20 protein-coding genes and 1 riboswitch are annotated in these 24,654 nt (G+C 45.2%); of the genes, 6 read left to right on the forward strand and 14 right to left on the reverse strand.

Annotation, left to right across the window (positions count from 1 at the left end):
* Positions 1 to 23: 23 nt before the first annotated feature.
* The 6 genes from NSQ09_RS01500 to NSQ09_RS01525 form a co-directional block, all read right to left on the reverse strand.
* Positions 24 to 1,253, reverse strand: coding sequence for an ABC transporter permease (locus tag NSQ09_RS01500; RefSeq protein WP_043858677.1), 1,230 nt, complete (start codon positions 1,251 to 1,253; stop codon positions 24 to 26).
* The gene (locus NSQ09_RS01505) at positions 1,246 to 1,935 is read right to left on the reverse strand and encodes an ABC transporter ATP-binding protein (RefSeq protein ID WP_014480848.1); all 690 of its coding nucleotides are present in this window, start codon (positions 1,933 to 1,935) and stop codon (positions 1,246 to 1,248) included. Before NSQ09_RS01505 ends, NSQ09_RS01500 begins: the two co-directional genes overlap by 8 nt.
* Positions 1,919 to 3,112 carry an efflux RND transporter periplasmic adaptor subunit gene (locus NSQ09_RS01510; protein ID WP_129137902.1) on the reverse strand — a complete coding sequence of 398 codons (1,194 nt, stop codon included), beginning with the start codon at positions 3,110 to 3,112 and terminating at the stop codon, positions 1,919 to 1,921. Before NSQ09_RS01510 ends, NSQ09_RS01505 begins: the two co-directional genes overlap by 17 nt.
* Before the next feature lie 170 nt (positions 3,113 to 3,282).
* Positions 3,283 to 4,092 (reverse strand): ABC transporter ATP-binding protein, encoded by an 810-nt coding sequence (locus tag NSQ09_RS01515; RefSeq protein WP_003243882.1) that lies wholly within the window; start codon positions 4,090 to 4,092, stop codon positions 3,283 to 3,285.
* 15 nt (positions 4,093 to 4,107) lie between these two features.
* Entirely contained in the window at positions 4,108 to 5,118 is a 1,011-nt protein-coding gene (locus NSQ09_RS01520; RefSeq protein WP_129137904.1) for a FecCD family ABC transporter permease, read from the reverse strand.
* Positions 5,118 to 6,164, reverse strand: a complete 1,047-nt coding sequence (locus tag NSQ09_RS01525; protein WP_041333118.1) for a FecCD family ABC transporter permease — start codon at positions 6,162 to 6,164, stop codon at positions 5,118 to 5,120. The genes NSQ09_RS01520 and NSQ09_RS01525 overlap by 1 nt, the downstream gene beginning before the upstream one ends.
* 205 nt (positions 6,165 to 6,369) lie before the next feature.
* On the opposite strand from NSQ09_RS01525, the gene NSQ09_RS01530 reads away from it, so the two are divergent.
* The gene (locus NSQ09_RS01530; RefSeq protein ID WP_014480851.1) at positions 6,370 to 7,317 is read left to right on the forward strand and encodes an iron-hydroxamate ABC transporter substrate-binding protein; all 948 of its coding nucleotides are present in this window, start codon (positions 6,370 to 6,372) and stop codon (positions 7,315 to 7,317) included.
* 234 nt (positions 7,318 to 7,551) lie between these two features.
* Here NSQ09_RS01530 and NSQ09_RS01535 read toward each other — a convergent pair whose 3' ends face one another.
* Both NSQ09_RS01535 and sspJ read right to left on the reverse strand, forming a co-directional pair.
* Positions 7,552 to 8,961: an amino acid permease gene (locus NSQ09_RS01535; protein ID WP_003228445.1), complete on the reverse strand. Its 1,410-nt coding sequence runs from the start codon at positions 8,959 to 8,961 to the stop codon at positions 7,552 to 7,554.
* 103 nt (positions 8,962 to 9,064) lie between these two features.
* A riboswitch (Lysine riboswitch) is annotated at positions 9,065 to 9,244 on the reverse strand.
* A 116-nt stretch (positions 9,245 to 9,360) separates the two neighbouring features.
* Positions 9,361 to 9,501, reverse strand: a complete 141-nt coding sequence (gene sspJ, locus NSQ09_RS01540) for a small acid-soluble spore protein SspJ (protein ID WP_003221612.1) — start codon at positions 9,499 to 9,501, stop codon at positions 9,361 to 9,363.
* Positions 9,502 to 9,667: 166 nt separating this feature from the next.
* Between sspJ and NSQ09_RS01545 the strand changes: the two genes are divergently transcribed.
* Together NSQ09_RS01545 and NSQ09_RS01550 are read left to right on the forward strand one after the other, a co-directional pair.
* Positions 9,668 to 10,150 carry a metal-dependent hydrolase gene (locus tag NSQ09_RS01545; protein WP_017696394.1) on the forward strand — a complete coding sequence of 161 codons (483 nt, stop codon included), beginning with the start codon at positions 9,668 to 9,670 and terminating at the stop codon, positions 10,148 to 10,150.
* A 99-nt stretch (positions 10,151 to 10,249) separates the two neighbouring features.
* On the forward strand, positions 10,250 to 12,103 hold the full coding sequence (locus NSQ09_RS01550; RefSeq protein ID WP_017696393.1) for an LTA synthase family protein: 1,854 nt from the start codon (positions 10,250 to 10,252) through the stop codon (positions 12,101 to 12,103).
* 27 nt (positions 12,104 to 12,130) lie between these two features.
* On the opposite strand, the gene NSQ09_RS01555 is transcribed toward NSQ09_RS01550, so the two are convergent.
* The gene (locus NSQ09_RS01555; RefSeq protein WP_026113680.1) at positions 12,131 to 13,057 is read right to left on the reverse strand and encodes a substrate-binding domain-containing protein; all 927 of its coding nucleotides are present in this window, start codon (positions 13,055 to 13,057) and stop codon (positions 12,131 to 12,133) included.
* 110 nt (positions 13,058 to 13,167) lie between these two features.
* Between NSQ09_RS01555 and modA the strand changes: the two genes are divergently transcribed.
* The gene (modA, locus tag NSQ09_RS01560; RefSeq protein WP_017696391.1) at positions 13,168 to 13,950 is read left to right on the forward strand and encodes a molybdate ABC transporter substrate-binding protein; all 783 of its coding nucleotides are present in this window, start codon (positions 13,168 to 13,170) and stop codon (positions 13,948 to 13,950) included.
* Positions 13,922 to 14,614 carry a molybdate ABC transporter permease subunit gene (gene modB / locus NSQ09_RS01565; protein WP_124059094.1) on the forward strand — a complete coding sequence of 231 codons (693 nt, stop codon included), beginning with the start codon at positions 13,922 to 13,924 and terminating at the stop codon, positions 14,612 to 14,614. Before modA ends, modB begins: the two co-directional genes overlap by 29 nt.
* 30 nt (positions 14,615 to 14,644) lie before the next feature.
* Here the strand turns inward: modB and pgoN are convergent, their stop codons facing one another.
* Positions 14,645 to 15,475, reverse strand: a complete 831-nt coding sequence (pgoN, locus tag NSQ09_RS01570; RefSeq protein WP_017696389.1) for a glyoxal/methylglyoxal reductase — start codon at positions 15,473 to 15,475, stop codon at positions 14,645 to 14,647.
* A gap of 222 nt (positions 15,476 to 15,697) precedes the next feature.
* Between pgoN and yvgO the strand changes: the two genes are divergently transcribed.
* Positions 15,698 to 16,183: a stress response protein YvgO gene (gene yvgO, locus NSQ09_RS01575; RefSeq protein ID WP_003243913.1), complete on the forward strand. Its 486-nt coding sequence runs from the start codon at positions 15,698 to 15,700 to the stop codon at positions 16,181 to 16,183.
* A 44-nt stretch (positions 16,184 to 16,227) separates the two neighbouring features.
* On the opposite strand, the gene NSQ09_RS01580 is transcribed toward yvgO, so the two are convergent.
* From NSQ09_RS01580 to helD, 4 genes are all read right to left on the reverse strand, one after another.
* Complete coding sequence (locus NSQ09_RS01580) at positions 16,228 to 18,240, reverse strand: Na+/H+ antiporter (RefSeq protein WP_003243269.1); 2,013 nt, start codon at positions 18,238 to 18,240, stop codon at positions 16,228 to 16,230.
* A 254-nt stretch (positions 18,241 to 18,494) separates the two neighbouring features.
* Positions 18,495 to 20,210: an assimilatory sulfite reductase (NADPH) hemoprotein subunit gene (gene cysI / locus NSQ09_RS01585; RefSeq protein WP_017696388.1), complete on the reverse strand. Its 1,716-nt coding sequence runs from the start codon at positions 20,208 to 20,210 to the stop codon at positions 18,495 to 18,497.
* A gap of 25 nt (positions 20,211 to 20,235) precedes the next feature.
* Complete coding sequence (locus NSQ09_RS01590; RefSeq protein WP_041353352.1) at positions 20,236 to 22,053, reverse strand: assimilatory sulfite reductase (NADPH) flavoprotein subunit; 1,818 nt, start codon at positions 22,051 to 22,053, stop codon at positions 20,236 to 20,238.
* A 170-nt stretch (positions 22,054 to 22,223) separates the two neighbouring features.
* A complete protein-coding gene (gene helD / locus NSQ09_RS01595; RefSeq protein WP_017695148.1) occupies positions 22,224 to 24,548 on the reverse strand; it encodes a DNA helicase IV in 2,325 nt (774 codons plus the stop codon).
* Positions 24,549 to 24,654: the final 106 nt, after the last annotated feature.

Raw genomic sequence — 24,654 nt, forward strand, 5'->3', positions numbered from 1 at the left:
CATTCCAATTGGATGCGTTCTTTTTATTCATAGCGAAGCGCGTCTACAGGCTGAAGCTTCGAAGCCTTAATGGACGGAAGCAAGCCGAAGATAATGCCGACTGCCATTGAAAAGATGAGTGCTCCGACAACAGCTGGAATGGAGACGATAAAAGGCATCGGAAAAATGACCGTCAGCAGCTTGGCGATGCCGAAGCCCGCCAGCACACCGAGTATTCCGCCAATGCTTGTCAGCACGACAGCCTCGGTTAAAAATTGAAATAAAATCACACGCCGCTTAGCACCGAGCGCTTTCTTAATTCCGATTTCCCTCGTGCGCTCCGTTACGGAAACGAGCATAATGTTCATGACGCCGATACCGCCCACCAAAAGTGAAATACTGGCGATTCCGCCAAGCAGCAATGCAAATGACTGATTAAAGGACTCCACTTCCTGCGCGATCTCCTGAAGATCCATTACACTGTACTCTGCTTTTTCCAGCTCAGCTTCTGACAGTCCCTGATTTAAAAGATCTGCAGCCATTACACCCGCTTCTTGGATATGCTCAGAAGAATCAGCCTGCACGGCAATCTGCGTTGGCGCGTCAAACCCTTCAATAAGCGGCCACACTTTTTTCGGCACGTACAAAACCGGGTTCGCATAGTCGCCTTCAAACATGCTTTCCTGTTGATTTTTTTCTTTAAAAACACCGACGACCTTAAACGGCACACCATTCATCTCAATGTTTTTATGCAGAGCTTCTCCGTCTGGAAACAGTTCATCTCTGACAGCTTCATTGATCATCACTACTTGGTGTGTGCTGTTTAAATCGTTTTCCGTCAGCTTTCTCCCTTCGGTTATTCGGATTGGAAACATGTCGAAGTAATCATCGTCCACTCCATACACTTGGGGATACGAAACGTTTGTTAAATGAAAAACGCTCGCGCCTTCTGACAAGTAATATAAGGATAATCCTTTGACCATTGGATCTGATTTGATCGCCTTTATAGTTTCTTCCGCTACAGGCGGCGCGGACGCATACGACATCTGAGGGCCGCCGCTCTCCTCTTCTCCGCCAGACGGCTGGTAGACAACGTTGATGGCGTTGTTTCCCATGCCGATCATACTTTGCTTTAATTGCTCACTTTGGCCCTTCAGCATTGAAACAATCGCGATGATTGCCGCTATGCCGATAATCACGCCGAGCATTGTCAGAATGGATCTTAATTTATGAGAGAAAATGGACTGAAAGGAGATTCGAATATGTTCAAGCATGGCTGATATCTCCTCTCTCATCTAATACCAGCTCTCCGTCTCTGATAAAAACGGTTCTGTCAGCTTTTTTGGCGACGTCCGGGTCGTGGGTTATCATAATAATGGTCTTGCCTTCCCGATGCAGTTCAGAAAACAGTGACAAAATTTGTTCACTTGATTTGGTATCAAGCGCCCCGGTCGGTTCATCAGCTAAAATAAACCTCGGCTGATTGACAAGGGCCCTCGCTATCGCCACCCGCTGCTTTTGGCCGCCGGACAGCTTAGGCGGTTTGTAGGAGACCCTGTCTTTTAATCCGACCTTTTCCAGCGCTTCATATGCCCGTTGCCTTCTCTCTTTTTTCTTCACTTTATTGTAGATCATCGGCAGTTCGACATTTTGCAGCGCGGTGAGACGCGGCAGCAAATGGAAAGTTTGAAACACAAACCCGATTGATTCATTGCGAATTTCGGCTAAAGCTCCGTCTTTCCCTTTCAATATATCGATCTGGTCAAGCGTATAGGTTCCTGAGGTTGGCCTGTCCAAACAGCCGATAATATTCATTAACGTTGACTTTCCAGAACCGGAAGGCCCCATAATAGCTAAAAACTCCCCCGCCTGAACAGTCAGATTGATATGTTTCAAGATTGGAACTTCTTCTTTTCCCAGCTTGTACGACTTCGAAATATTATTCAGTGTCAGCATTGACTGTAACCTGCTTTCCTTCCTTGACCGCGGGATCAGGATAGATCACATAATCTTCCGGCGTCAGGCCGCTCTTAATTTCCACCATGTCATTTTCATCAGTCTCTCCGATTTCAACAGGCTGCTTAACCGCTTTCTGATTCTCATCAGCTTTCCACACATACGGTTCGCCGTCATCCTGAATGACCATGTCGGACGGCAGCTTGATCGTATCCGCATCAGCATTATCACTCATCACTTCGATGTTGACATGATAGCCGACTTCAAGACCTTTATGGCTGTCTAATAAAATGGTGAAAGGATAGTTAGAGGACTGGGGGTTTATTTCTTCATCAGTAAAGCTTTCTGATTCTTCACCCTCGCCTGCTCCCGCCGGAAGCTTGCCGATCGAGGTGACCTTTCCTTTCCACTCGCCCTCACCGCCTGTTTTCAGCGTGACCCTGACTTTGCTGCCTTTTTTGATCGTGTCCATTAACAGCTCATTGATTTGGCTTTTGACCAGATATTTGCCCGTCGAAACAATCTGGATATACGGGCCCGTTGCCTGGTCGCCTGTTGCACCGTCAGCGATATCCTGATTGACGCTTTGAACGATTCCGTCATGCTTGCTTGTAATGACATTGGAACCTTTGTTTTTCGTCAGGCCAGCCAGTTCTTTTTGATGCTGCTTCAGTTCAAGCTGGCTTGTTTTCAAATCGAAATTGGCCTGATCAAGTTCATCTTGAAGCTGGGTTTTCTCTTCTTTTCCTGCCGCTTTCAGCTTCTTTTCCGTTTCCGTTATTGATTTTTGCAAACGGTTGATTTGCAGATTTGTCATTTCAATTTGCAAATTTGCTTGCTCCACTTCATCAGAATGATCCTCGCCCTCATACTCAAAAAGCTTATCGCCCTTTTTAACCTGATCGCCTTCTTTGACGTATGTTTTTTTAATGCTGCCTTTTTCTGAATCTATGTATACTTTCTGCTGTTTCTCAGGTTCAACCTTTCCAGAAAACGTTTGGCCTGATTCTGAATCTCCTCCCATGTATACCGCGACCGATTCAGCATAGGGCTCCGATGATACGGCAACTTGGTTCATGTGGGTAAAAAAGTAAAAACCGCCAGCGCCGATCCCAGCCAATACAAGCACACCGGCACATATCGCACCGCCAATAAGCCATTTTTTCTTCTTGGACACAACGATCTCCTCTTTCTGTAAACTATGTAATATTTTCAAAACATTCTAACCAATATTATCTATTAATTCAAAAAGACTTGCAATCCTTTTATTGAAATGACGGAATCAAATAGAAAAATTGTATTTTCAAAGCCGAATAAAAAAAATCCCGGCTTCAAACCGGGATTTTTTCATACAGTAACTAGCTCTTTTTCATTTTTAATCAAGTCATATGTCAAGCATACAGGTTTATTTGTACGGGGATCAGTCACGATTTCGGCATCAATCTGAAATACCTGCTTCAAAATGTCCGGTGTCATGACCTCCAGAGCAGTTCCTTCCTTGATGACCGTGCCTTTTTTGAGCGCGATCATATAATGAGAAAAACGAGCTGCATGGTTAAGGTCATGAATGACCATTAAAATCGTCCGCCCTTGCTCTTTGTTGAGTCTGTCAAGCAGCTGCAGAATTTCAAGCTGATGTGCAAGATCAAGATACGTTGTAGGTTCATCCAGCAGAAGCAGTTCCGTCCCTTGCGCAAGCGCCATGGCAATCCACACGCGTTGACGCTGTCCGCCTGACAATGCCTCAATCGGCCGTTCAGCATATTCAGCCATGCCTGTTTCTTCAAGCGCCCATTTGATAATCCGGCGGTCTTCGTCATTTAATCTGCCGAATCCTGATTGATGCGGAAACCTGCCGTACGACACCAATTCGTGCACTGTTAGGCCGCTCGGCGCTTCAGGTGTCTGTGGAAGAATCGCCATATCTTTCGCAATGTCCTTTGTAGACATTTTATGAATCGCTTTGCCGTTTAAATAGACGGCACCTGCATGTGAACGCATAATTCTGGACATTGTTTTTAAAATCGTTGATTTCCCGCAGCCGTTCGGGCCAATTAAGGTGGTAATTTTCCCTTTAGGAATCGATATATTTAAATCCTCTACAATCACCCTGTCGCCATAACCGATTCCAAGCTGTTCCGTTGATAATGAATTCATATTCGGCCCCCTCCTCTAATTCGCTTTCATCAATAAATAAATAAAGTAAGGCGCACCTAGCACGGAAATGACAAGTCCGACCGGAATTTCTGATGGTGCCAATACATTTCTCGCCAGCGTATCAGCAAGCAAAAACAGGAATGAGCCGATGAAGGCGGAGACCGGTATCAGCGTCTGGTGACGTGGACCGGTCAGCCTTCTAGCCACATGCGGCGCGATCAATCCGAGAAACGCAATGCCCCCCGCAGCTGCCACGCATGAAGCGGCAAGAGTGACCGCTGCCAGAAGAAGAATCCGTCTTTCCCTTTCAACAGCGGTGCCCAGCCCGGTCGCCAATTGGTCTCCGAGCTGCATAATGTTCAAATAGCGTGCCTTATATAAAGTAAACAGAAGCAAGATCACAATCCAAGGGAGAATCGCCCAGATCATATTCCAGTTCGCCCCCCATATTGAGCCGGATATCCAAACCGCGGCTTGCATAAAATCATGAGGGTCCATCTTAAGCTGAAAAATCAGCAACAGGGCATTGAATCCGGCATTCACCCCTATGCCGACTAAAATCAGCCGAATCGGTGTCACGCCTTTTTTCCATGCCAGAATATAAATGAGAAACGCAGCGAGGATTGCTCCTGCCAAAGCACTGAACGGCAGCATAAATGTTCCGAAAAAGCTAAGATCTGAAGCTGACCCTTGAAAAAAGTATATAAAAAGCACTACAGCAAGTGAACCGCCGGCGTTAATTCCGAGAATACCAGGCTCGGCAAGTTCATTTTGAGACACGCTTTGCAAAATGGCTCCAGCTACGGAGATCCCTGCTCCAACAAGCAAAGAAAGGATGATCCGGGGCATCCTGAACTCAAATAAGACAAGTTCATCACGCGCCGTTCCTTGGCCGAAAAAGACCTGAAGCGTTTTAAGCGGTGCAATTTTGATAACGCCCAAATTGAGACTGATAAAAAAGACTAGCACGATGAGCAAAAGGGTCACAGCCATTACAACGAGCGGTTTGTTTGTTTTTGTTTTCATTACAGCCCTCTCCTTTCACGACGTGCCAAATAAAAGAAAAAGGGAACGCCGATAAGAGAAGTCAGCGCGCCGACAGGCGTTTCAAAGGGCGCATTTACGAGTCTGGCCGCTATGTCAGCAAAAACAAGCAAAACAGCACCGAGCACCGCCGAGCAAGGAATGATCCACCGATAATCCACACCGACCAAAAAACGGGTAATATGCGGAATGATCAGCCCGATAAATGCAATGGTGCCGGCAATGGAAACCGCAGCTCCGGTCAGAATTACTACAATAAGCATGCCAACCAGTTTCACCGCTGATGTATATTGTCCAAGCCCTTTTGCCAGATCGTCACCGAGACTTAACACTGTCACAGACCGGGCGATGAAAAACGCGAGCGTTAAACCGACAGCCCCTGCAATAAGCAAAAGCTGGACCCCCGACCATTTCACACCCGCTACCCCGCCTGCGTACCAAAAGCTGATATCCTGAGCGACATCAAAGCGGATTGCAATAGCAGTTGAAATGCCGGTAAAGAAATAAGTAACTGCCGTACCCGCCAGAGCAAGCTTTACAGGCGTAAGTCCGCCCCTTGAAAACAAGCCTATGCCCATTACCGTCGATGCCCCCAGCCCCGCTCCCGCAAAGGACCATAGCACAAGCCCCATTGCAGAAAGTCCGGGAAAAAAGGCAAACGCAATCGAAACCGCAAACGCAGAGCCTGATGTCACACCCATAATCGAAGGCTCTGCCAATGGGTTTCTCGTCATCCCCTGCATGATTGCTCCCGACACTGCCAACAATGCGCCTACAAGCGCGGCAGCCGCCGTTCTCGGCAGCCGAAGATCATGTATAATTTGGTGAGATGTCTTTGTCGGCTTGAAATAAAAAATGGCGTCCCATACAGTGCGCAAATGAATATCCGCTGCACCGAGGGATATGGATAAAAATGCGCCAAGGCAAAGCAGGCATAGACCTGCAATAAGGACGATGACCGCGCCATATGTCCTTGGCGTCCATTGGATTTCTTCTGATGCAGTCTGTATATTTTTATGTTGACTCAACTGCCGTACTTCCTTTCTGTTACTGATAATGATTATCAATTGTTGTTTCAGTATATCACTTTTTTCAGCTGATTTAATAGAGTGTTTTAAACAAAAATGAAAATGCATTTGCAAAAATATCGTGTCAACCGGCACTTGCAGTGGTATAATCACAGATGATAATGATTCTCTTTTTCATCTATTTTTTAGAAAGAAGGTATGAGATATGACCCATATATACAAGAAACTCGGAGCCGCGTTTTTTGCCCTGTTATTGATTGCAGCGCTGGCAGCCTGCGGGAATAACTCAGAAAGCAAAGGTTCTGCCTCTGATTCAAAAGGCGCAGAAACCTTTACATACAAGGCTGAAAACGGAAATGTAAAAATCCCGAAGCATCCTAAACGGGTGGTTGTCATGGCAGACGGCTATTACGGCTACTTCAAAACACTCGGCATCAACGTTGTCGGTGCGCCTGAGAATGTATTTAAAAACCCTTACTACAAAGGAAAAACCGACGGCGTTGAAAACATCGGAGACGGCACTTCGGTTGAAAAGGTCATTGATTTGAACCCTGACCTGATTATCGTCTGGACAACACAGGGCGCTGATATTAAAAAGCTTGAAAAAATTGCGCCGACTGTCGCAGTAAAATACGATAAGCTCGACAACATCGAACAGCTGAAAGAATTTGCAAAAATGACGGGAACTGAAGATAAAGCTGAAAAATGGCTGGCCGAGTGGGATAAAAAAGTTGCGGCCGCTAAAACAAAAATCAAAAAAGCGGTCGGTGACAAAACCATTTCCATTATGCAAACGAACGGAAAAGACATTTACGTATTTGGTAAAGACTTTGGAAGAGGCGGAAGCATCATTTACAAAGACCTCGGCCTGCAGGCTACAAAGCTGACAAAAGAAAAAGCCATTGACCAGGGGCCAGGTTATACAAGTATTTCATTAGAGAAGCTCCCTGATTTCGCCGGGGATTACATTTTCGCGGGCCCATGGCAATCAGGCGGTGATGATGGCGGCGTATTTGACAGCTCCATTTGGAAGAACCTGAATGCCGTTAAAAATGGCCATGTATACAAGATTGATCCGATTGGCTTCTATTTCACAGACCCGATTTCATTAGAAGGACAACTGGAGTATATTACGGAAAGCTTGACTAAATAAACAAAAGAGCCGCCTACCCGCGGCTCTTTTGCTGATTTATAAGGAACGGCTCAATTTGAATCATATCGGATATTTTCTTTGAGCCATTCATATTAAGCTGCATCCTCAACACGATCAGTTTTTTTATGCTGGAGAGACTGAAAAACGTTTTTTGCATATTTAACGAACGGATTCCTAACAGGAGAAATTGTGATTTTATAAAAAAGACACCTGAGCAAATCAGGTGACTTTTCATTATGCTTGTTTTTCTTTCTGGAACTTTTTACTCACAAATGGATAAACGATTAAGCCGACAAAGAATAAACCGATGCCGAGGATAAATGTCGTTAAATCTGCTGTGCCTGTTACGATAACAAACACGGAGTATGCACACGCCAGTATCGCGATCAATCCGTCTCTTACACGGGAGCCTTTCAGCTGGTCATACGTTTCACCTTTGATGACTACCTTCAAGCTGTAGATTGCAGATACCAGATACGGAATTAAATATGCAAGTGTAGCCGCTGTCGTTAAAAATGTAAATGCGTCACTTATTGTCCGGGAAATAACCGAGAAAATGAAGACCTGTGACATGACGTTTGTAATAATGAGTGCAATGACCGGACTTCCCTTTTTATTCGTTTTTGCAAAAAATGCCGGGAAATCTCCTGCTTTAGCGGCTTGGTATGGCACCTCAGAGCCAAGCAAAATCCAGCCGAGCATCGTTCCGAATAAACAAAGGATAGCCAAAAGCGCCATAATCACGCTTCCCGCGTTTCCAACAATCGCATAGAGTACATCAACAAATGGTTTTTCAGAGCCGACAAGCTTATCATGCGGCAGAACACCCATCGTAATTAAAGTCACAATAATATATATGCTCAAGGCAATCAGCAAGCCGGTAATTGTCGCACGTTTCACATCACGCTGAGAGCGCGCACGGCCGGACAGGATCACCGCGGATTCAATTCCGACAAACGCCCACAGTGTAGAAATCGCGGCGTTATGAACCTGGCCGCCAATTCCAATGCTTGTGCCGTTTTCTCCTTGAACCGGGAAATAAAAATGACCGAATAATGCCGTTTGAAACACAAATAAACCGGCAACGATAAAGAAGACAAAACCTAATACTTTAGAAAGCGTTGTGACAAAGTTTAATTTACTTGCGCCGTTAATGCTGGCAACAAGAATCGCGTGCGTTCCCCATAACAAGATCGTACATACGGCAAACGTCAGTAATTGGCCGAGTGTCACCTCTTGCCCGCCGATCGAAAACATCTCACGTTTATCAACCAAGATCGGGAAGAACGAAGTCAAGTAACCGGCGAGACTTGTGATGATCGCCACGTTACTGATCCAGCTCGCCACCCAGTAGCCCCACACCATTGTGAAACCGGCAGCGTTGCCTTTTTTCGGGTCAGAAAACAGCGCTCTTGCATAACTTTGCGGTCCCGCTGTCAGTTCAGGCTTACGAATGGACAAATGTCCGAACACAAGTGCAATCATCAGCACGCCGGCACCTGTCAAAAGCCAGGCGGACGTAGCTCCAAACGGACTCGCAATTGAAGCAAGCGAGCTCGGCAAGGAGAAAATTCCTGATCCAACCATATTTCCAACGACAAACGCCGTTAATAACCAAAAACCCCATTTTTTTGTCTGTTCCATTCCAGTACCTCCATGATTCTTTGTACGGACCAGACCCCGAGATCATATAAACGCAAAAAAAGCCTGAACAAAAGTCCATGCTTAAAGAAACACACACCCTTGATCTCCGGATAGCCCTCCGCGAAAAAGCACGCGGCAGTCCTGCACTTATTCAGATACAGTCCCAGCATAGAGAAGGATCGGCTTTCTCCACACTTCGGCGCTGATGCCTTTTACACATGTTTAACAGCCCCTGTCAGCCTGGCATGTGTGACTTATCATCCGCGCAACCTCTACCTCACTGAGAAAGAGTGAGGATTTAATTATTCAGTTACTCCCAGAAGGTTATCAAAGAAAGGATGATCTGTCAAAGGGAACAGATGGAAAATACGGATAGGGCCAAGCCCTATCCGCATGTGGTTATCGATTATTTTTCTTTTTTTGCACAGCTTCTTGAAGCGGATCATCTTTTAGAGCTGAACCAGCATCTTCAAGAGCTCCTTGGATTACGTTTTTTTCTTTTTCGGAACGTTTTCCTTTATCTTTATTAAAGAAACCCATTCGTATCACCTCTTTTAAAAAATAGGTACATGTTTAAGATGCCTCTTTCCTGAAAAATTATGCGGGATATTTTTTATCGTCCAAAGTCCTGTTGATCAAACATACATTCTCTTGATATATTTGTAATTCAGAGATTTTTTGCAAAAGATAAAAGGAGAAGCGGCAAATGACAGGAAAAACACACATCATGGGAGGCATCGCTTCTTGTACGGCAGCGGCTTATTATTATGGATTTGATCCAGTGCTTATGGCTGCGTCAGGCGCGGTTGGAGCATTAATACCCGATATCTGCCACACACAAAGCAAAATCGGGAGAAGATTTCCTATTTTATCGAAAGTGGTCAGCTCCGTTTTTGGCCATCGCACCTTTACACACAGCCTGCTGTTTATGCTCATCATGTTTTTTATCACTTCTACATACATTCCAGATAAAAACATATCAGCCGGCCTGATGATCGGAATGGCGAGCCACTTGATTCTTGACGCTTGGACTGTGAACGGAATCAAATTATTATTCCCTTCCACGATCCGCGTTCGGCTTCCATTATATATGAAGACAGGCAGTTTTTCTGAGCAGCTCGTGCTAGCCGGCCTGACCCTTGCTTCATGTTACTACTTTTATATGCTGTTTCATGGGCGCATGTTTTAAACATGAGTGCTGAGACTTGTCTGAACCGGCTGTTTTTAGTAGGTTTTACTTAAGAAGCATTTCATGCAGATGATCAAGAAAACGTGAGGAGTCATATTGATGAAAGGAACCTTTTTTCACAATCAGCGGTTTTTATGTTTTTCGATCTTATTTATGTGGATCAAAACGTATGTGATATATAAACTCGGCTTTGATTTGCAAATCGATACTCTGTTGGAGGAGCTAATGCTGCTGGTCAACCCGCTCAGCTTTATTCTTCCTTTATTCGGGATCGGCCTGTTTCTAAAAGAAAACAAGCAGCGGGCCTTTTTGCTGATTGCCAATTTGGTTCTGACTGTTATCTTGATCTCTAATACGATTTTTTACGGCTTTTATATCGATTTTATTACCATCCCGGTTTTATTTCAGGCCAGCAACATGAGCGATATGGGCAGCAGTGTAAAAGAATTGTTCCATCCTCTGTTTATCGCCCTGTTTGTGGATTTGGTTTTTCTGCTGCTGTTCGCCAGAAAAACCAAACACCCACAGACAAAAGCCGCTCCCCGCACGATCAAACGGTACTATGCAGCTTCCTGCGGCATGCTTTTATGCACACTGGCACTTGCAGAAGTACAGCAGCCGAAGCTTTTGGCACATTCTTTTGACCGGGAAATGCTAGTCAAAAGCATCGGTCTGTTTCAGTTCCATATTTACGATACAATTTCTCAGACTGTTAATATCAGCGCGAAAGCTTTTGCCGATGAAGACAGTATAACTGCCATTAAAAACTACACAGAGGCTGATTACAGCAAGCCTGATCAAAGCAAATTCGGTCTTGCAAAGGGGCGCAATGTCATCTTTGTAACACTTGAATCGACCCAAAGCTTTGTTCTGAATGAAAAAGTAAATGGAAAAGAAATTACCCCATTTATGAATGATCTTATTAAAAAAAGCTATTCCTTTGATCATTTCTATCAGCAAACAGAACAAGGCAAAACATCAGATTCAGAATTTATCGTCGCTAACTCACTGTATCCTTCCCTTAGCGGCGCCGTCTTTTTCACGAAAAGCGACCATCAATTTCATACGATGTATAAATCGCTGAAGCAGCACGATTATTATTCAGCCGTCTTTCACGCTAACCATAAAACATTTTGGAACAGAGATGTCATGTATGATACGTTTGGCATTGACCGCTTTTTTGATGTTGATGATTTTCATGTCACTCCCGGGACATCTACAAGCTGGGGCTTAAAAGACAAAGAATTTTTAGAGCAGTCCGCCGAAAAGCTGAAAAGCCTGCCGCAGCCGTTCTACAGCAGTTTTATCACGTTAACGAATCATTTTCCGTTTGAGATTGATGAAAAGGATCAGCTGATAGATGAATTCGATTCAAGCAGTGATCTGTTAAACCGCTATGTGACCACGGTTCGCTATGAGGATGAAGCATTGAAGCATTTTATCAAAAAACTGAAGGACGAAGGCTTATACGAAAATTCGATGATCGTATTTATGGGAGATCATTACGGCATTTCTGAAGCCCATAACGAGGCAATGGCTGAGTTTTTAGGGAAAGACGAAATCACACCGTATGACAACGTTCAGCTCCAGCGGGTGCCGTTTATCATACATATCCCGGGAATCACCGATCAAAAGCCGGAAACCATCCCTGATGCCGGGGGACAGGTCGACGTCAGGCCGACACTGATGCATTTGCTCGGCGTTGAGACAAAAGGCGATATCCAATTCGGCAATGATTTACTGTCCAGCGACCGCACCCCATTCGCCGTTCTGCGAAACGGCAGCTTTATTACGAACGATTATATATACACAAAGAACACGTGCTATAGCCAAAAAACAGGTGAAGTGCTGGAAGATCAGGATGCGTGCCTCCCTTACAAGGAGAAAGCAAACGAAGAACTTTCTCTCTCTGATAAAATTTTAAATGGTGACCTGCTCAGGTTTTCCGAATGAAAAAATCCCTCTATCAAGAGGGATTTTTTACGTTTCCAACATCACCTTGCCAGTCAGCTTTGTTTCATAGCCGTTTAAATGAGACAAATTCGCCTTGTATTCCTCAGAATTCAAAATCTCCTTCACGGCTTTCAGCAGCTGCTCATGTTTTTTCAAAACGACGATATCATATTGTTCGTCGATGAGCGAGATAAAATCAACACTGCCCATATGTGCCGCGTGCTGCGCCCCGATTCCCGCGTCAGCCTGTCCGCTTGAAACTTGTGAAGCGGCAGCGTAATGATCGGTCACGATATCGCCGTATCCCTTTACATCAGCCGGATTCACACCAAGCAAGCCAAGCTGTTCATCAAGGAGCACCCTTGCGCCAGAACCCTTTTCCCTGTTGATGATCCGGATATCGGCTCTTTTCAAGTCTTTCCAGCCTTGAATGTTTTTCGGATTCCCTTTTTTCACATACAGTCCTGCTTTGCGGAGAACGACATTGATGAGACAAAACGGTTCACCTGTCAAAATCCGCTTCACATAAGGAGCGTTATACTGGCCCGTTTCTGCATCGTACAAATGGAGGCTGACAATGTCACACTTGCCTTGATACATATCAATCAGGCTGTTTAAGCTTCCTTTGTATTTACGGAGCGGCGTCTCCTGAATGGCATTCTCCAAATGCTTGCTGAGGATATCCATCGAAATGTCCTGTCCGCTGATCATGACATTCGGTCTGCCGTCCGGCTCAGCCTCCTGCACCTGTTTCGGCGCTTCAGTTGCAGCGATGGGCTGAGACATTCTCATATTTGTTTTATATTGCTTTAAATCTTCTTCATCCACACGCATCTGCCTTCCGACACGGTAAGCAGGCAGCACGCCTTTTTTAATCAAATCATAAACGGTCAGCTTTGATACCTTCAGCAGACCTGCAACTTCTTCTATCGTATAGGAAGAGGTTTCATTCATCATCATCACTCTCCTATTTTATTATACCTTTTCGCCGAATGTAAAAAAACCCACATAAACCAAACATAATCAGTTATAATTAGTTATATCTAATAATAAGGGGTGCAATCATGTTTAAGAAGTATTCTATTTTCATCGCAGCCTTAACTGCTTTTCTGCTTGCAGCAGGCTGTTCTTCAAACCAGTCTTCAACGGACAGCGAGAAAAAAGTAACGTTAACCATCTCAGCTGCCGCCAGCGCGCAGGATGCACTTGAGGAAATCCAAAAAAATTATGAAAAAGATCATCAACATATAACCATCCAAGATAACTATGGCTCATCCGGCGCCTTGCAAAAACAGATTTCTCAAGGAGCAGGAGCAGATCTGTTCTTCTCAGCTGCTGAGGATAAATTTAAAAAGCTGGTGGATGATGGAGATATCGCAAAAAAAGACAGCACTGATTTAGTCGGTAATGAAATTGTGCTGGTCGTACCGAAAAACGGAGATTCACCTGTGACAAGATTCAGCAATCTGGCTGAATCAGAAAAAATCGCCCTTGGCACTCCGGAATCCGTACCGGCAGGAGCTTATGGGAAAGAATCACTGACAAAGCTGTCTTTATGGGACAAAGTGAAGGATAAAATTGTGTATGGAAAAGACGTTCGCCAAGTTCTTTCTTATGTTGAAACCGGCAATGTAGACGCAGGTATTGTTTATAAAACAGATGCCCTGGTCTCGAAAAAGGTCAACATTATTGACGAGGCAAAAGCAGATACACACAGCCCAATTGTCTATCCGTTAGGAATCCTAAAAGATACAAAACACCGTAAGGAAGCGAAGGAATTTTACGAATACCTGCAATCTGATGAAGCAATGAAAGTATTTGAGAAATATGGCTTTACTGCCGAGTAGCATAAGCGCTTCAGAATTTTTCACACCCGTTGTGCTTTCCTTTCAGGTGGCGGCAGTTGCCGGAATTGCTGTCATTATTCTCGGAACACTTGCTGGAGCATGGATGTCACGGGCATCATTTTTCGGAAAAACGGCACTCGAAACATGTTTTATGCTTCCGCTCGTTCTTCCGCCTACTGTTGTCGGTTTTATTTTGATCGTCATTTTCGGAAAGCACAGCTTCATCGGACAAGCCATCGAGTGGATCTTCCGGCAGCCTGTCATTTTCACCTGGTGGGCCGCTGTGATCGCCTCGGCTGTTGTAGCCTTTCCGCTTATGTATCAATCAGCCAAAACCGGCTTTGCTGACATTGACCCCGATATACAAGGCGCGGCAATGGTAGACGGCGCTAGCAGATGGAAAGTGTTTATCCATATCTCCGTCCCGCTTGCCTATCCTTCATTGCTGACCGGAAGCATCCTCAGCCTGGCGCGGGCGCTCGGAGAATTTGGCGCAACACTCATGTTTGCAGGGAACATCCCCGGTGTGACGCAAACACTGCCGACGGCGATATATGTCGCATTGGATTCCGGCAACAATACTCTTGCTTGGGCGTGGGTCGTCTGTATTGTTGTCATTTCCTTTTTGATGCTGTTTTTCATTCAACAGAAAAAAACGCACTAAAAAAACTCCCCATTACGGGGAGTTTTTTGATTAAAACAGAAGCTCATCAGGATTTGGGCCGACACGTTCATCTTTATTTAATGCGTCAATTTTGTCCATGTCTTCTTGAGACAATTCGAAATCAAAAATATCAGCGTTTTCGATGATACGGTGTTCTTTAATGGATTTTGGAATGGTTACAACTTCATGCTGCAGATCCCAGCGCAAAATCACTTGAGCCACAGATTTATTGTGTTTTTCAGCAATCTGTGTCAGCACTTCGTTATCCAAAAGCTGTCCCTGCATGAGCGGAGACCACGCTTCCAGCTGAATGCCTTGCGCTTTGCAGTAATCTCTTAATTCTTTTTGCGTCAAACGAGGGTGAAATTCAACTTGGTTCACCATCGGTTTGATTTCAGCATCTTTCAACAGCTCTTCTAAATGATGAACTTGGAAGTTGCTGACGCCGATCGCGCGAATTTTGCCGTCTTTGTACAGCTTTTCAAGCGCGCGCCATGTATCTTTATATTTATCTTTGCCAGGCCAATGGATCAAATATAAATCTAAGTAATCAAGCTGCAATCTTTCCAGGCTTTTTTCAAAGGCAGCAAGCGTTGTTTCGTAGCCTTGATCTTCATTCCACACTTTTGATGTGATGAAGAGCTCTTCTCTTGCCACACCGGATTCTTTAATCCCGATGCCAACGCCTTCTTCATTTTTGTAGATCGCTGCTGTATCAATGCTGCGATAGCCATTTTCAATTGCCGCTTTCACTGATTCAGTCGCTTCATTACCATTTTCTACTTTAAAAACGCCCAGACCGAACCAAGGCATTTCAACTCCGTTATGTAACTTTACAGTATCTTTTAAACTTGTCGGCACTTGAACATCCACCCTTTCACTGAAATGTAAGCGTCTATATTATCTCACATTCCTCTCAGCCGATACCAATAATACGCTTAAGACCCTCTTTTTGCTTCTTTTTTCACAGCACAGGCAAATCAAAACACTATTTTTTTCCTATTTTAACAATATTGAGATTACAAATACATTGAGCAGGGTATGCGTGTAGTGTAACCAAATGAAAACAAAGGAGGAAACAACTTGAAACGTATTCGTATCCCAATGACACTTGCTCTTGGTGCCGCTTTGACAATTGCCCCTTTGTCCTTTGCTTCCGCTGAAGAAAATCCTGCTCCGAAGATGTCGCAGACAACTACTGCTGGAACAACTGCCGCTGATGTAGGTTTAAACGTCAACCTGGATGTACTTGGAATTGCCAACCAGATCGCTGATGCCATCAAATCCGCACAGAACAGAGATGGGTTTGTGAAAAACCTCATGGAGTCTTCCTTCTACGCATCCGGCCAAAAATATAATGTCATGGTCTTTAATTTAAGCCAGGAATATGAAGATCATTTGAACGGTGTGCAATTTTACGGCTCAGCCGTTTACGACGGCATTACGTATGGCATTTGGGTATTTGAAGACGGAACCTTTACAAACAAAGGCGATGGCGGCTGGATCAACTGGGCCTTCAGAGGCTGGTTCGACCGGGATGGCAGCACTGTCGCATTTCATCGCCCTTAATATAGAAAAAAGCTGGCGCTCTAACGCCAGCTTTTTTGCTCCATTTATTCGCCGCCTTCAAGCATGGCGGCTTCGACATCATTAATGTATTGGCGAAGCTCATGGGAGATGTCCCGGGAAATTTCCCTCTCTTCGAAGAGCGTTTGAATTTCATTTCTGATCGCCTGCACAGCCTTCAGCTTCACTTCCAGCTTCTGATTTTCAAAATGGGCACTTGATTTTAACTCATGATGGCTGTGCTCCAGCCTGAAAATTAACTGCTTATAGAATGTAATGACAGATAAAAACACTTCTTTATGCTCATCCGTCTTATGTTTTTCCAGATATTCTATCGCTGCTTTTGCCGTTTTCACTCTTGTTGCCCGTATCAATCCCGCTTCATTTAAGATCGACATCTCCGGCTTTTTATGTTCACCGAAGAAAATCCAATACATCAGCCTCTTGAGCCTTGTTTTTGATAATCCGACTTTAAACGGGTTCGCATACAAAATTTCCAACTCGTTAAATCGTTCTTGCAGCACATTTGCTGTTTCTTCCGGGATGTCTCCCCGCTCCAGCATTTTCATCAGCGCCTCTTGCTCTGCCTTAACCCCTTGCGCACGGACTTTTCGCTCGTGCTTTTTGATGCGATTAGACGATGTATATTGCTGAAAACGAAGATTTTTCATTTTCTCATTGTATTCAGCTATCACCGCAAGAGAGGCCGTTTTGTTTGTCTCATTCATGTCCTCTTTAATCGTTTGAAGGGCTGTTTTGATCAATTTACGTCTCGCCGTCAGCAGCTTCTTGTTTCGTTCCTCGTCCTCTTCTTCTTTTTCAGTCAGAATCGGCAGCACAACGGTAGCAATGACAAGCGTGCATAAAATGACGCCGGCTGCTAAAAAGAGAATCAGATTTCTTTCCGGAAACGGCGTGCCGTCCTCCAGGAAATACGGAATGGAAAAAGAACCTGCAAGCGTTACTGCTCCACGCACACCGGAAATCGAAATTAACAGCGTCGAACGAAGACCCGGTTTATAGATGTTCTGATCTTTATTAAAGAACCATTTGCCGTTCCAGAAGAACAGCACCCACAGGAATCTCAGGAGCATTAACGTAAATGTGATGACTAGGATATAGCCGATCACCTTCATGTTGCTGATGGCAGTGTCGTTAAAGATAACAGAAATAACATCAGGGATTTGCGTGCCGAGAATAACGAAGACCAGGCCGTTCAAAATAAATAAAATAATGTTCCACGTACTTGAGGAGACAATTTGCAGCTTGATCATCGTTGATTCCAGACGATCCTGTTCAACCGCATGGGTAATACCGCCAGCCACAACAGCTAAAATGCCGGAAACGCCGATTTCTTCAGCTGCCAAATAAATCACAAACGGCGTCAGAATTTGAATCAGCATATGCATCGTGACATCCTGCATGCCAAGGCGGCGCAGAAATAGGCGAAAACGAATAATCAAAAATGAAATGACAACCCCGCACAGCAAGCCTCCGAGAGAAATAAAGACAAAGCTGACAGCCGCTTGTGCTAATGAAAATGCACCAGTCACTGCCGCTGCAATCGCAAACTTAAAGGCCACCAGACCTGATGCGTCATTCATCAGCCCCTCACCTTCCAGCAGGCGAAGAATCCCTTTTGGCATTTTCACTCTTCCTGATAATGCGCTGACAGCGACGACATCAGTCGGTGAAAGAATGGCCGCAAGTCCAAAGGCCGCTGCCAGCGGAATAGCAGGAATCATCCAGTGAATCGTGTAGCCGCCTACAATCACAGTCGCAAATACAAGGCCGAGTGCAAGCAATAAAATCGGAGCCCTTAAATTCCAAAGCTCTGCCCGCGGTGTCCTCTTTCCATCATTAAATAGCAGAGGCGCGATAAACAGAACAAAAAACAATTCGGTATTTAATTCAAAATGAAGACCCTGTGGAAATGATGCGGCAAGAATCCCAAGAGCCACTTGAATCAGCGGTACCGGAATAAACGGAATAAACCGGTTCACGATATTAGAAATCGCAATAATCGTTAATAATACGAGCACAACTAAAAATATGTCCAAATGCATGACCTCCTTCGTCTGTTGTGTTTCGGCATGTTGAGCCAAAAATCTGTTTGTCTAAAAGCCGCTGAGCTAGTCTGGCCTTGCATCCGCTATGTGGTTTCGCAGGAGTTCCCTCCACACTTGTCTTCTTTTATAGTACCCTTTTTAGGGTATTTTTTCTCATGATATGCTCACAGTGAACTTTTTTGCAGAAGAGCAAATTACAGAAAAAAGAGACAGGAAACTACTCCCTGTCTCTCTTCTTAGTTTTCTCAATCATGAAAATTCGTACCGTCAGTTGTTGCTTTAATAATGCCCGCGCGGATGACAAAGTCACCGAAATGCTCGCCTTCCTCGCGTTCTTTCGCATAGCGGGAAAGAAGGATGCGCAGCTCGCTTAAAATGTCTGCTTCACCGATGTTTTCACGGTACATTTTGCTTAAACGGCTTCCGTCAAACGCAGCGCCAAGATACATATTATATTTGCCCGGCGCCTTTCCGATAAATCCGATCTCACCGAGTGCATGACGTGCACAGCCGTTCGGGCATCCTGTCATGCGAATGGTGATTTCCTGATCACGAAGGCCGTTTTCGTCAATAATCTCTTCAATCTTATCTAACAGGGTCGGCAAATAACGTTCTGCTTCAGCCATTGCCAATCCGCAGGTCGGAAGAGCGACGCACGCCATCGAGCTGCGGCGAAGCGCTGAATAGTGCTTGCCGTCAGTTAGTCCGTATTGTTCAATTAAAGCACTGATTTCTTCTTTTTTATCGCTTGAAACGTTCGCAATCATTAAGTTCTGATTGGCTGTCAGCCGGAACTCGCCTGTATGAACTTTGGCAATTTCCCGCAAGCCTGTCATCAGCTTATAATCATCGTAATCCGTTATACGGCCGCCTTCGACAAACAGCGTGAAATGCCATTTATCCTCGATGCCTTCCACCCAGCCGTAGCGGTCGCCGTTATGATCGAAATGATAAGGCTTCGCTTCTTCCAGGCTCCAGCCGAGACGGTTTTCCAATTCTTCTTTTACGTTTTCTAAACCGAGGCGGTCAACTGTGTATTTGAACCGCGCATTTTTACGGACAGAACGGTTGCCGTAATCACGCTGAATCGTAATCGTTTTTTCAGCAACGTCATACATTTGATCGGGCCGGCAGAATCCGATGACCTTGGCTAATTGCGGATATGTCGCAGTATCGCCATGCGTCATTCCCATACCGCCGCCGATCGCCACGTTAAAACCGATCAGCTTGCCATCCTCGACAATCGCAATGAATCCGAGATCTTGTGAAAAGACGTCAATATCATTAGACGGCGGAACGGCAATACCGATTTTAAACTTCCGCGGCAGATAGAGCGGTCCGTACATTGGCTCGACTTCTTCCTCCGGCGTGCCGGCAACTCTTTCTTCATCAAGCCAAATTTCATGATATGCTCTCGTCCGCGGCAGCAGATCATCACTTAATTTTTTAGACCACTCGTATACCTCTGAGTGGATTTCAGATTGATAAGGATTTGATGCACACATGACGTTACGGTTTACGTCTCCGCAGGCTGCGATCGTATCCAAAAGTGCTGAGTGGATCGTCTGAATGGTTTTCTTCATGTTCCATTTCAGAATCCCGTGCATTTGGAACGTTTCACGTGTCGTCAATTTTAATGTGCCGTTCCCGTATTTCTGGGACAGATCATCCATGACAAGCCATTGTTCAGGCGTTGAGACGCCCCCTGGCATACGCACGCGCAGCATGAACTGATATGCGGGCTCAAGCTTCTGCTTTTGGCGTTCATTTCGAAGATCTCGGTCATCCTGCAAATAACTGCCGTGGTGTTTCATCAGGCGGTTGTCATCATCCGGAATTCCGGCACTGATTCGATCGAGCATCACTTCTTTCAGCGTTCCGCGCAAATAATCACTTTCTTTTTTAATGCGTTCAACATCACTTGGAGAGCCGTCCGGTGCTTTTAGAATTTTGGTCACCATGTTGAAAAACTCCTTTCAAGTCAAATCAATATACATCACGCTGATAGCGTTTTTGCTGCTGCATATCGGCAAGATAAGCCTCCGCTTCTTCGCGGCTCATATTGCCTTCTTTTTCGATAATTTCAAGCAATGTGTTATGGACGTCATGCGCCATGTGCTTTTCATCTCCGCAAATGTAAACAGCCGCTCCTTCTTGAAGCCATTCAAACAATTCTGCGCTATGTTCGAGCATGCGGTGCTGCACATAAACTTTTTCTTCCGTATCACGTGAGAACGCCACATCCATTTTTGTCAGCACACCGTCTTTGAGCCAATTCTGCCACTCTGTCTGGTAAAGGAAATCCGTGACAAAGCGCTGATCGCCAAAGAACATCCATGCCTTTCCTTCCGCTCCCGTCTCCTCACGCTCCTGCATAAAGGAACGGAAAGGTGCGACGCCTGTCCCAGGGCCCACCATGATAATCGGTGTTTCAGGGTCTTTCGGAAGCTTAAAGTTTTGATTGTGCTGTACATAAACCGGCAGTGTGTCTCCCGGCTGCAGACGTTCCGCGCACAAAATCGAGCAGACGCCTTTTCGTTCACGGCCGTGCGCATCGTAGCGGACTGCGCCGATTGTTAAATGCACTTCATCCGGATTTGCGGATAAACTGCTTGCAATCGAATAAAGGCGGGCAGGCATTTTTCGCAAAATCGAGACAAACTCCTGCGCAGATACACTAAATGGGCCATAGTCACGGACGAGATCAAGCAAATCGCGCCCTTCAATATAGGCTTTTACATTCTCCTCATTTCCCGGGGCTAAAAGCTCTCTAAGCTCATCGTTCCCTGTCAGTTGGGCTGCCTGTTCAAGAAGCGGTTTTGTGAGAACGGTAATCTCATAGTGAGAAATCAGCGCTTCTTTCAGCGGACGGACATCACCTTGCTTATTAAGCGTCACAATTTCTTCCGGGTCCCAATTCATTTCCTTAAGGAGCAGCTCGACAAGTTCCGGATCGTTTTCCGGATAGACGCCGAGGCTGTCACCAGGCTCGTAAGTCAGGCCAGATCCTTCAAGAGACAGCTCCACATGGCGTGTTTCTTTATTTGATCCTCTGCCGTTTAAATTTAAATTTTCTAATACTTCAGCCCGAAACGGGTTTGTTCTGGAATACGAAGACTCACCGGTTTGAGACGCAGCCGCCGGCGCAGGCGCGGCGCTTCCGCCCCCAGCTTCATTTAATCCCTTCAATACACCCTCAAGCCATTCGGCTGCCGGTTCATCATAGTCAAGATCGCAATCAACGCGCGGAGAAATCCGTTTTCCGCCGAGTTCTTCTAAGCGCTGATCAAATTCTTTCCCTGTCTGGCAGAAAAATTCGTACGAACTGTCACCAAGCGCCAAAACGGAAAAGCGCAGATCTTCAAGCTTAGGCGCCCGTCTTCCATGCAGAAATTCGTGAAACGACAGCGCGTTATCAGGCGGCTCGCCTTCTCCATGCGTACTGACGACGATTAAAAGATTGTTTACTTTCTTCAGCTGATTCGGCTTAAAATCGCTCATGGATGAGACGGTCACTTGAAAACCGCTCTGTTCAAGCTGCTTGCCGGCATTTTCTGCAAGCCCCTGTGCGTTTCCCGTCTGTGAACCATAAAGAACGGTCACTTCTTTTGAAACGGCTGGTGCCACCGCTTCCGCAGACACAGCTGCCGCCGGCGCACCCGCCGTTTCTTGGGCGGAAACAGATTGCGCGGATAAGTATCCGCTCAGCCAGATTTTCTGGGATTCGGTCAAGGTCGGCAGAAGGCGGTTAAGGAGCTCTGCCTGCTCCTGATTAAACGGACTGTTCATTACCTGAAGTTGCAACGTATCCACCTCACAAAGTTATAAACTGATCGAAAATTGCATCTAATTGAACTTTACCGGAATACTAGGCTTAAGTAAAATATATTTACATGATGATAACTATTAAGAATCCTAATGATAAAACGGCTATGCTTCATGTAAATAGAAAAAAGAGAAGGACTCCCTTCTCTTCATTCAGCAATCTGATATAAGTGAGGCGGCACAGCGGTTACAAACGGACTGGCTGCACCTGTATAAAATACCGCCAGCATGTGCATCGCACGGGTGCACGCAGTATATAAAAGCCTGCGGTCGTGCTCTGTATGATAGTGTTCTTCAGATGCATCATAGACAAGCACTGCGTCAAATTCAATTCCCTTCGCTAAATACACCGGAATCACGCAAACACCCTTTTGGAATGGTTGATTTTCTTTATGAATCAGGCGAACATCTGTATATTCACTCATGTGGGCGTGCGCCTGTATGCATTGTTGCGCAGTCTTGCAGATGACGGCTATTGTTTCGTGCCCTTTTTTCTTGAGCCGTCCAATTTCTTGCGCGAGCTTTTGGCAAAGGCTCTCATGTCCTTCAGTTTTGACAACGAGCGGCATTTCCCCGCTTCTATTAAACGGCTCAATATCCTCTCCATCTTGAAGCATCGCTTTGGTAAATTCGACAATCTGCCTTGTTGATCTGTATGTTCTCTTTAAACGAACATACTCAGCAGGCTCATCCTCAAAGCTCGCATCCATACGCTGATCCCCTTGTACGGTATGCGCGTAGATGGACTGATTGATATCACCGAGCACTGTCATGCTGGCAGCCGGAAAAATGCTTCTCATGTAAGCCATCTGAAACGGTGAATAGTCTTGGGCTTCGTCAATAAATAGATGTTTGATCTTCGTATTTTTCTTTCTGCCCTCAATCAGATCCTGCATATAAAGAAACGGTGCCGCGTCCTCATAGAGCAATTTATTATCCGTAAATGCCAAACGGGTCAGCTCACCTATCGCGGCCACCTTCTCATGCTGAAATTTTCCTCCCCAGCCAGAAAACAATTGCAAATACATCTGTGGAACATCAAGAAATGCAAGGAGCCTGACCGCTTGTTTGAGCGGTTTGAAAGCTTTTTTCACAATGATGGCGGCAAGCAGCTGCTGCTCTCTTTGATAATCGTTAAACGTACTCTCGCTGAACCGTTTCCTTTCCTGCAGTTTCTTATACACGTCCAAGTAGTCCTCTTTGTCGAGCAGCTCAGCTTCATGAACGACCCAATCCTTTCGCCGTTCCTTTTTCTCAAGCTTGTTAAGCTCACTCAGCAGCCACTTCGCGGTTTGCTCCATCCGGTTCGGAATGGAGTGATTTTGATCCAATGAGTAAAAATAGGATTGAATGTGTTCCTTTGTGATCAGCTTTTGTCCGCGGAATATAATATTTTTAAAAATCATCCCTTCAGAGGAAAGCCGTGTGACGTATTCATTAATGAATTGCTGAAAGGATAAACCCGCCTTCCATGTGATTCCCGCAAGCCTTGTTGGAAAATCGCCTTCCTTTGTTTCAGTCAGGCAATATTCGAGCTGATCAAAGGCGCTTTCACATTTGAACTTGCGGCCAAGACGATGCTCGATATATTCCTGAAACGTCGCCTGCTCCATATTCTCTTCTCCTAACTCAGGCAAAACAGAGGATACATAGCTGTTAAATAAGAAGTTGGGAGAAAACAAAACGATTTGTCCGGCATCAATGACGCCGCGGTGCCTGTATAACAAATAAGCGACACGCTGAAGCGCAGCCGATGTTTTCCCGCTGCCAGCCGCTCCCTGCACGATCAGGATCTTGCTTTTTTCATTACGGATAATCTGATTTTGTTCTTTCTGAATCGTAGACACGATGTTTTTCATTTGGGTATCGGAGTGCTGGCTTAATACCTCTTGCAGCATTTCATCGCCAATCGTCATATCGGAATTAAACATCGCCTTGAGAGTGCCGTTTTTGATCATAAACTGGCGTTTCAGCACCATTTCCCCTTCTATCGTTTCACCGGGCACCTCGTACTCCGCTTTTCCTGGGGAATAATTGTAGTACAAACTTGATATCGGCGCCCTCCAGTCATAAATCAGAAAGTGTTCCTCCTTCTCATCCAAACAGGAAGCTAAACCGATATAAATTCGCTCTGCCTGCTCCTCGCCGTTTTCAATAAAATCAATCCGGCCGAAATAAGGCGATTTTTTTAATTGATGAATTCGTTTGAGCTGCTGATCCATGCGCCGATGATTCTGTTCCCGATCAGACAGCAGCTCTGCCTGCTGCTTAATGCTTGCCATCGTTTCAATCGCTTCATGGGCATCATCAAAATTAACCTTAACATCCTCCCAAAAGCTTTTTCTTAATCCGATGATATCATGCTTCAACCCGCCCGCAGACGTTTCCAGAAACCGCTCTTTTTTTTCGAGCACCTGCAGCACCTCATCTATTCTCGACTGCTCTTCCTTCCATTCCTTATCCTGCTGATTCATGAACGGCACCTCCAGAAAATAGTTGACATACATAGATGAAATACTGTAAAATATAATTGGATACATATATTAAATATATGATGAAAACTGGCAAATACAATTTATC

Source organism: Bacillus sp. FSL W8-1202 (assembly GCF_038006165.1).
GTDB classification, from domain to species: Bacteria; Bacillota; Bacilli; order Bacillales; family Bacillaceae; genus Bacillus; species Bacillus subtilis.

Bases quoted from the DNA above. Each gene is read 5' to 3' on its own strand.
- NSQ09_RS01500 (WP_043858677.1), bottom strand. From the start codon at position 1,253: ATGCTTGAACATATTCGAATCTCCTTTCAGTCCATTTTCTCTCATAAA.
- NSQ09_RS01505 (WP_014480848.1), bottom strand. From the start codon at position 1,935: ATGCTGACACTGAATAATATTTCGAAGTCGTACAAGCTGGGAAAAGAA.
- NSQ09_RS01515 (WP_003243882.1), bottom strand. From the start codon at position 4,092: ATGAATTCATTATCAACGGAACAGCTTGGAATCGGTTATGGCGACAGG.
- NSQ09_RS01520 (WP_129137904.1), bottom strand. From the start codon at position 5,118: ATGAAAACAAAAACAAACAAACCGCTCGTTGTAATGGCTGTGACCCTT.
- NSQ09_RS01530 (WP_014480851.1), top strand. From the start codon at position 6,370: ATGACCCATATATACAAGAAACTCGGAGCCGCGTTTTTTGCCCTGTTA.
- NSQ09_RS01535 (WP_003228445.1), bottom strand. From the start codon at position 8,961: ATGGAACAGACAAAAAAATGGGGTTTTTGGTTATTAACGGCGTTTGTC.
- sspJ (WP_003221612.1), bottom strand. From the start codon at position 9,501: ATGGGTTTCTTTAATAAAGATAAAGGAAAACGTTCCGAAAAAGAAAAA.
- NSQ09_RS01545 (WP_017696394.1), top strand. From the start codon at position 9,668: ATGACAGGAAAAACACACATCATGGGAGGCATCGCTTCTTGTACGGCA.
- NSQ09_RS01550 (WP_017696393.1), top strand. From the start codon at position 10,250: ATGAAAGGAACCTTTTTTCACAATCAGCGGTTTTTATGTTTTTCGATC.
- NSQ09_RS01555 (WP_026113680.1), bottom strand. From the start codon at position 13,057: ATGAATGAAACCTCTTCCTATACGATAGAAGAAGTTGCAGGTCTGCTG.
- modA (WP_017696391.1), top strand. From the start codon at position 13,168: ATGTTTAAGAAGTATTCTATTTTCATCGCAGCCTTAACTGCTTTTCTG.
- cysI (WP_017696388.1), bottom strand. From the start codon at position 20,210: ATGGTGACCAAAATTCTAAAAGCACCGGACGGCTCTCCAAGTGATGTT.
- helD (WP_017695148.1), bottom strand. From the start codon at position 24,548: ATGAATCAGCAGGATAAGGAATGGAAGGAAGAGCAGTCGAGAATAGAT.